Below are 6203 nucleotides of genomic sequence, written 5' to 3' on the forward strand. Positions count from 1 at the left end.
GCCTCGGCGTACCGGATGTACTGTCTTCGGCTTGCTGCCTTGTATCTTTTTCATTTTGACTCACTATATGTTTACTGTTGTTTTGTACCAGCCGGAAATCCCGCAGAACACCGGCAACATCATCCGCCTCTGCGCCAATACCGGCGCGGCTTTGCACCTCGTCAAGCCGCTCGGATTCCCGCTCGACTCGGCCAAAATGAAACGCGCGGGGCTGGATTACCACGAGTTCGCCAGCCTCACCGTCCACGAAAACTTCGCCGACTGCCTCGCCGCCCTCGCCGGCCGCCGCATCTTCGCGCTGACCACCAAAGGCAGCACCCGCCCCGACCAAGTGTCTTTCCGGGCGGGCGACGTTTTCCTCTTCGGCCCGGAAACGCGCGGCCTGCCCGCCGACATCCTCGAGAGCCTGCCCGCCGAACAAAAAATCCGCCTGCCGATGCGGGCAAACAGCAGAAGCATGAATTTGTCGAACACCGTTGCCGTCACCGTATTTGAAGCGTGGCGGCAAAACGGCTTTTCAGACGGCCTCTGAACGGGTTTGGCCCGCAAAGGCCGTCTGAAAACACCAAAGCAGCACCCCGCCGCACAAGAAGAGAAACAGACGCGGCACATCCCTTCAACTCCGGAACAGGACCTTGTTTTGACTCAAGCCAAAAATACTTTCTTCGCCGGCCTCGCCGCCGTTCTCTCCCTCACCGCCTGCGCCGGCGCGCAACCCGCCGCCGACCCGTCCCCCCCTTCTGCCGCCGCGTCTGCCGCGCCGAAGGTATCGGTTAAAGCAGAGCCGCTGCACAAATCGGCCAACCTCAGCTACAAAGTGGCCGGAAAACGCTACCAGCCCGCCAAGAAAGTAGAAAACTTCAGTCAGACCGGCAAAGCCTCATGGTACGGCCCCGGTTTCCACGGTAAAAAAACCTCCAACGGCGAACGCTTCGACATGGGTTCGCTCTCCGCCGCCCACCGCACCCTCCCCATCCCCAGCTACGCCCGCGTCACCAACCTTGCCAACGGCAAAAGCGTCGTCGTCCGCATCAACGACCGCGGCCCCTTCCACGGCAACCGCGTGATGGACGTTTCCAAAGCCGCCGCGCAGCAGCTGGGCTTTGTCCGCACCGGCACCGCGCAGGTGAAAATCGAACAAATCGTGCCCGACGGCAAAACCCGCCGCGAACAAAACCGCCGCAGCGGCATCGTTACCGACAACAAGGGCAAAGGCCAAACCGCCATTTAAGCGCCCTGCGCCGCCAAACCCGTGCCCCGCACGGGTTTTTTGCGCGCTTGCGCTATAATCCGCCGCCCGCCTCCCCGGCCGTTTTCAGACGGCCTACCGTACACCGAAGGAAAACCCATGATCGGCAGCCTCACCGGAAAACTGACGGAAAAACATCCGCCGCAAATCATCATCGACGTCAACGGCGTCGGCTACGAAGTCGACGTTTCCATGCAGACCTTCTACAACCTGCCGCCCGCGGGTGAAACCGTGCGCCTCTACACCCATCTGGCCGTTCGCGAAGACGCACACCTGCTGTTCGGTTTTGCCACCGCCGCCGAGCGCGCCACCTTCCGCCAACTCATCAAAGTCGGCGGCATCGGCGCGAAAACCGCCCTCGGCATCCTGTCGGCCATGAACGCCGAAGAGCTGGCGCAGGCCGTGGCGCAGGAAGACGTCAAACGCCTGTCGTCCGCACCCGGCATCGGCAAAAAAACCGCCGAGCGCATGATTCTCGAGTTGCGCGGCAAACTCGCCGCCGCAGGCATTTCAGACGGCCTCTTCGCTCCAACCGCCGCCGACGGCAGCGACGACATCGTCAGCACCCTGCTGGCGCTGGGCTACAGCGAACGCGAAGCCCGTGCCGCCGTCAAAGGCATCGCCCCCGACACGGACGTGGCCGAGGGCGTGCGGCTGGCCTTGAAGAACCTGATGAAATAGGCAAAGGCCGTTCCCGCCAAAACCGTGTTCTGACAAGCAGCTTCTTTCAGACGGCCTCTGTGCGTTTTTCTGTGCGGCGGGGAAACCAAAATCCCGCTGCATTCGGCCATGCCGGAAGAAACAGTCCGTTTGCTTGGCTTGCGATAAGATTTCCACCTGCGCAGAAGCAGCATTGTTTGGGGATTTGGGATTTCAGGCTTGGCGCAGGCAGCTTCGCCCCGACGGATCGGCAAAAGGCCGTCTGAAAACGCGAAATGCGGTTTCAGACGGCCTTTTGCCGCTGCCGCACACAGGGCGCGGCACGGATTGGCGGGATAAAAAACAGCCGCCGCACATTCCCACAATATGCAGCGGCCTATCCCTAAAAGACTCCGCCTTCCCGAGCGGAGCGACAGCATAGAGGCCGTCGGTTTTACCGTAATGTATTTGTTTTTCGATGCCGTAGCATCCGTTAAAAACGACCGACGCGCTGTGCATCGGTATGGGATACCAAGCAAGCTGCGTGCCAGCTTGCGGCATAGTTTGGTTTTGCATTTAGCATGATGATTTGCAAAGAAAAATAAAATTTTCGTCAAAAAACGTCTGCCGACTGTTTTTTAAAGGCGAATATTTTTTGCTTCTTTTTGCCCTTGCACGCGTTTGCGGAAACTGCGGCTTTATGCCGTTTTTCGGCAGAACATGGGCATATCGGCGGTGTGTCAAATCGCCGTCTGAAAGTTGAGGCCGTCTGAAAGTTGAGGCCGTCTGAAAGTTGGGGCCGTCTGAAAGTTGGGGCCGTCTGAAAGTTGAGGCCGTCTGAAAGTTGAGGCCGTCTGAAAGTTGAGGCCGTCTGAAAGTTGAGGCCGTCTGAAAGTTGAGGCCGTCTGAAAGTTGAGGCCGTCTGAAAGTTGAGGCCGTCTGAAAGTTGAGGCCGTCTGAAAGTTGAGGCCGTCTGAAAGTTGAGGCCGTCTGAAAGTTGAGGCCGTCTGAAAGTTGAGGCCGTCTGAAAGTTGAGGCCGTCTGAAAGTTGAGGCCGTCTGAAAGTTGAGGCCGTCTGAAAGTTGAGGCCGTCTGAAAGTTGAGGCCGTCTGAAAGTTGAGGCCGTCTGAAAAAACCTGCTTCGCAGGTTTTTTCAGACGGCCTCTTTTGCTTTGCAGCGGCGGTTTAGGAAACCACTTCGCCGTTTTTGCGCTGCTGCTCAGTGCTGCGGTTAACGTACATCTGCTGGGCGATGGTCAGGATGTTGTTCACCACATAGTAGAGCACCAGCCCGGCCGGGAAGAGGAAGAACATGAAGGAGAAAACGAAGGGCATGATTTTCATCATTTTCGCCTGCATGGGGTCGGAGGGCGGTGGGTTGAGGGTAGTTTGGAACCACATGGTGGCGGTCATCAGTACGGGCAGGATGAACCAGGGGTCGTGGCGCGACAGGTCGGTAATCCAGCCCAGCCAGGGTGCCTGGCGCAGTTCGACGGAGCTGAAAATCGCCCAGTAGAGGCCGATGAAGATGGGGATTTGCAGCAGCATGGGCAGGCAGCCGCCCAGGGGGTTGATTTTTTCGTCGCGGTACATCTGCATCATGGCCTGCTGCATCGCCATGCGGTCGTCGCCGTATTGTTTTTTCAGGGCTTCGAGTTTGGGGGCGACGGCACGCATTTTCGCCATGGATTTGTAGGCGGCGTTGTTCAGCGGGAAGAGGACGATTTTGACGATAACGGTGAGCAGCACAATCGCCCAGCCCCAGTTGCCGGTGAAGCCGTGCAGTTTGTCCATCAGCCAGAAGAGGCCGGTGGCCGGCCAGTGGACGCGGCCGTAGTCTTTGACGAGTTCGAGTTTGTCGGCAACGGCGCCCAAGTCGGCGGTGGTTTGCGGGCCGGCGTAGAGGGTGGCGGCGTAGCTTTGTGTCATGCCGTTTGCCAGTTCGGGTTCGGCCACGCTGACGCCGGCGGAGTAGAGGCCGTCGGCGCGGCGTTTGATGTCGATTCGGCATTCTGTGCCGGCGCAGATGCTTTGGCCGTTTTTCGGTTGCAGTATCCACGAGGAGAAGAAGTAGTGCTGGCTCATGCCGACCCAGCCGGACTGGCTTTTGCGCTCGTATTCGGCCTGGTCGCGGCCTTTTTCAAAGTCGCTGTCGAGGTCGCCGAAGGAGACTTTTTGGAAGTCGCCCTGCGGGGTGTAGAGAACGGGGCCGGTGTAGCTGGACATGAAGTAGCCTTGTCCGGCGGGGGCTTTGCCGTCGCGGAGGATGCGGTAGACGGCGTCGGCTTTGACGGGGCGGCCGCTGCGGTTGGTGACGTCGAAACGCACGCCGATTTGGTAGCTGCCTTTGGTGAAGGTGTAGGTTTTGGCGATTTGCAGGCCGTCGGCAGTGGCGGCGGTGAGGCGCACTTCGGCTTTGTCGCCGTTTAAGGCGTATTGTTTCTGCGCGCTTTTGAAGCCGGTGCCCTGGGTGAGGCTGCGTCCGGCGGCGTCGACAAGGTCGGACTGGGCGATGTAGGTGTTGTCTTTGCCGTTTTCAAAGAGGACGAAGGGTTTGCCTTCGTCGTCGGCGGAGTTGTATTTGAGCAGGGTGAGGCCGCGCAAATCGCCGCTGGTTTCGTCGATGACGGCGGAAACGGTGTCGGTGCTGACGGTAATGGGGACGGTGGGGTTGAGGGCGGTTGGCGCGGCGGCGGCCTGCTGCACCTGTTGCTGTTGCGCGGCGGGCTGTACTTTCGGGCTGGGGAAAAGCTGTTCCCAACCCAGCAGTATCAGCAGGGCAACGGCAAAAAACACGGTCATTCTTTTGGCGTCCATACGGATGCTCCTGTGGTGTGGTCTGGATAACGGCGGGAAGGCCGTCCCCGCCTGTACCCCTTCGGGGCATAAATGCGGGGATGACGTTTCTGAAAAAGGGGGCGGTTGCGTTGCGGGCGGATACCAGCCGACCGCAAAGCGCCGCAGCATAACAGATTATGCGGCGGCATCAAATGTTTGTTCCTTATCCGTTTTCAGACGGCCTCAATGCGCAGAGGCCGTCTGAAAAGGCTTATGCTCCATCGTACAGATAAAGTGCGTTTTGCGGCAGGACGTGGCGGAAGAAACGCCATTCGCCCACCGCTATGTCGTCGATGTACACGTCGGGCTTGGACAGGAAAGCGGCGAAGCAGTGTTCCAGCTGCAAAAAACACGCGGCCTCGCGGGCGTAATCCGCGTCGCCGCTGCTCCACAGATTAAAGCGTTGCGCCTTCGGCGGTAAGCCGCTTCACGGCCTCGACGGCGGCGGGAATCGGAATGCGCACGCTGCCTGCGCTGCGCAGCAGGGTGTCGTCGACATCGACGAAAACGGTTTTCGGGCGGCGGTTCATGGCTTCGCTGTGTCCTTTGTATCGGAAAACGGGTAACAGCCATTAGGGCACGGGATCGTGCCCGTGCCCGCCCCAGGGGTGGCAGCGGGCGATACGTTTCACGGCCAACAGGCCGCCTTTGAGCGCGCCGTAGCGGCGCACGGCTTCCAGCGCGTATTGCGAACAGGTCGGCGTGTAGCGGCAGCGCGGCGGAACCAGCGGGCTGATGCAGTATTGGTAGAACCGGATCAGCAGTTGCAGCAGGCGGGCGGTCATTTTTTGTCCAGCAGCAGGCGCGAGAGTTCGGCGCGGACGGCAGGAGCGGTGTCGCGCCCGAAAGCCAGGCGCACGCGCACGATAAAATCGCGCGGCGGCAGGGCGTTTTTATGCCGTCTGAACCAGTCGCGGATGACGCGCTTCATATAGTTGCGCTCGTGGGCGCGGCGCGCGGTTTTCTTCGATACCACCAGTCCCAGCCGCGCATGGCCGCGCTCTGCGGGGTCGGAGTACGAAATTTGCAGCAGGGCGCAGCGGTATTGCTTGCGCAAAGCAAAAACGGAAGAAAATTCTTCCGTTTTCAAAAGGCGGTACTGCCTGCCGAAGCGTTCCAAAACGGTTGCGCTTACACAGACAGGCGTTTGCGGCCTTTGGCGCGGCGGGCGGCGAGAACGGCGCGGCCGCCGCGGGTGCGCGAGCGGACGAGGAAGCCGTGGGTGCGTTTGCGTTTGGTAACGGAGGGCTGGTAAGTGCGTTTCATGATATTTCCTAAATCGGTTTGGGTAAAAGCGCGGGATTACAAACCAAATCGCCGTTTTTGTCAATCAAAATAAAGCAGTTCGCGGCGGCGGGCGTTTTCAGACGGCCTTTTGCGACAAGGCTTTGCGGGCTCTGCCGCGTGGCGGCGGCGGCGTATTTCCGCTATAATCCGCCGCTCTTTCGCGCGCGGTAAAGACGCTGCGCCTATCTGA

Annotated in this window: 9 protein-coding genes and 1 pseudogene; 3 read left to right on the forward strand and 7 right to left on the reverse strand. The window is 59.7% G+C overall.

Going from position 1 to position 6203, the window contains the following annotated elements; all coding sequences use genetic code 11:
• Positions 1 to 67 precede the first annotated feature (67 nt).
• The 3 genes and pseudogenes from trmL (at position 68) to ruvA (ending at position 1930) form a co-directional block, all read left to right on the forward strand.
• The gene (gene trmL, locus ACG2K1_RS12380) at positions 68 to 532 is read left to right on the forward strand and encodes a tRNA (uridine(34)/cytosine(34)/5-carboxymethylaminomethyluridine(34)-2'-O)-methyltransferase TrmL (RefSeq protein WP_009426430.1); all 465 of its coding nucleotides are present in this window, start codon (positions 68 to 70) and stop codon (positions 530 to 532) included.
• Positions 533 to 640: 108 nt separating this feature from the next.
• Positions 641 to 1150: pseudogene (locus ACG2K1_RS12385) on the forward strand (septal ring lytic transglycosylase RlpA family protein); the annotation flags it as partial.
• Positions 1151 to 1348: 198 nt separating this feature from the next.
• Positions 1349 to 1930: a Holliday junction branch migration protein RuvA gene (gene ruvA, locus ACG2K1_RS12390; RefSeq protein ID WP_395429417.1), complete on the forward strand. Its 582-nt coding sequence runs from the start codon at positions 1349 to 1351 to the stop codon at positions 1928 to 1930.
• Between the two features lie 192 nt (positions 1931 to 2122).
• Here ruvA and ACG2K1_RS12395 read toward each other — a convergent pair whose 3' ends face one another.
• The 7 genes from ACG2K1_RS12395 to rpmH all read right to left on the reverse strand — a co-directional run bounded on the left by ACG2K1_RS12395 (position 2123) and on the right by rpmH (position 5992).
• Positions 2123 to 2464, reverse strand: a complete 342-nt coding sequence (locus ACG2K1_RS12395; protein WP_009426427.1) for a hypothetical protein — start codon at positions 2462 to 2464, stop codon at positions 2123 to 2125.
• A gap of 609 nt (positions 2465 to 3073) precedes the next feature.
• The gene (gene yidC, locus ACG2K1_RS12400) at positions 3074 to 4705 is read right to left on the reverse strand and encodes a membrane protein insertase YidC (protein WP_009427529.1); all 1632 of its coding nucleotides are present in this window, start codon (positions 4703 to 4705) and stop codon (positions 3074 to 3076) included.
• Positions 4706 to 4937: 232 nt separating this feature from the next.
• Positions 4938 to 5072: a hypothetical protein gene (locus ACG2K1_RS12405; RefSeq protein ID WP_255351491.1), complete on the reverse strand. Its 135-nt coding sequence runs from the start codon at positions 5070 to 5072 to the stop codon at positions 4938 to 4940.
• A gap of 49 nt (positions 5073 to 5121) precedes the next feature.
• Entirely contained in the window at positions 5122 to 5256 is a 135-nt protein-coding gene (locus ACG2K1_RS12410) for a hypothetical protein (RefSeq protein ID WP_009427527.1), read from the reverse strand.
• 42 nt (positions 5257 to 5298) lie between these two features.
• Positions 5299 to 5511, reverse strand: coding sequence for a membrane protein insertion efficiency factor YidD (yidD, locus tag ACG2K1_RS12415; RefSeq protein WP_009427526.1), 213 nt, complete (start codon positions 5509 to 5511; stop codon positions 5299 to 5301).
• Positions 5508 to 5846, reverse strand: coding sequence for a ribonuclease P protein component (gene rnpA, locus ACG2K1_RS12420; protein WP_009427525.1), 339 nt, complete (start codon positions 5844 to 5846; stop codon positions 5508 to 5510). The genes yidD and rnpA overlap by 4 nt, the downstream gene beginning before the upstream one ends.
• Positions 5847 to 5857: 11 nt before the next feature.
• Complete coding sequence (rpmH, locus tag ACG2K1_RS12425) at positions 5858 to 5992, reverse strand: 50S ribosomal protein L34 (protein ID WP_009427524.1); 135 nt, start codon at positions 5990 to 5992, stop codon at positions 5858 to 5860.
• Positions 5993 to 6203: the final 211 nt, after the last annotated feature.

The sequence above is a fragment of the Neisseria sp. 23W00296 genome (assembly GCF_044772855.1).
Taxonomy (GTDB): Bacteria; Pseudomonadota; Gammaproteobacteria; order Burkholderiales; family Neisseriaceae; genus Neisseria.

Coding starts and splice junctions, on each gene's coding strand:
- trmL (WP_009426430.1), top strand. CDS start 68: ATGTTTACTGTTGTTTTGTACCAGCCGGAAATCCCGCAGAACACCGGC.
- ruvA (WP_395429417.1), top strand. CDS start 1,349: ATGATCGGCAGCCTCACCGGAAAACTGACGGAAAAACATCCGCCGCAA.
- ACG2K1_RS12395 (WP_009426427.1), bottom strand. CDS start 2,464: ATGCAAAACCAAACTATGCCGCAAGCTGGCACGCAGCTTGCTTGGTAT.
- yidC (WP_009427529.1), bottom strand. CDS start 4,705: ATGGACGCCAAAAGAATGACCGTGTTTTTTGCCGTTGCCCTGCTGATA.
- ACG2K1_RS12410 (WP_009427527.1), bottom strand. CDS start 5,256: ATGAACCGCCGCCCGAAAACCGTTTTCGTCGATGTCGACGACACCCTG.
- yidD (WP_009427526.1), bottom strand. CDS start 5,511: ATGACCGCCCGCCTGCTGCAACTGCTGATCCGGTTCTACCAATACTGC.
- rpmH (WP_009427524.1), bottom strand. CDS start 5,992: ATGAAACGCACTTACCAGCCCTCCGTTACCAAACGCAAACGCACCCAC.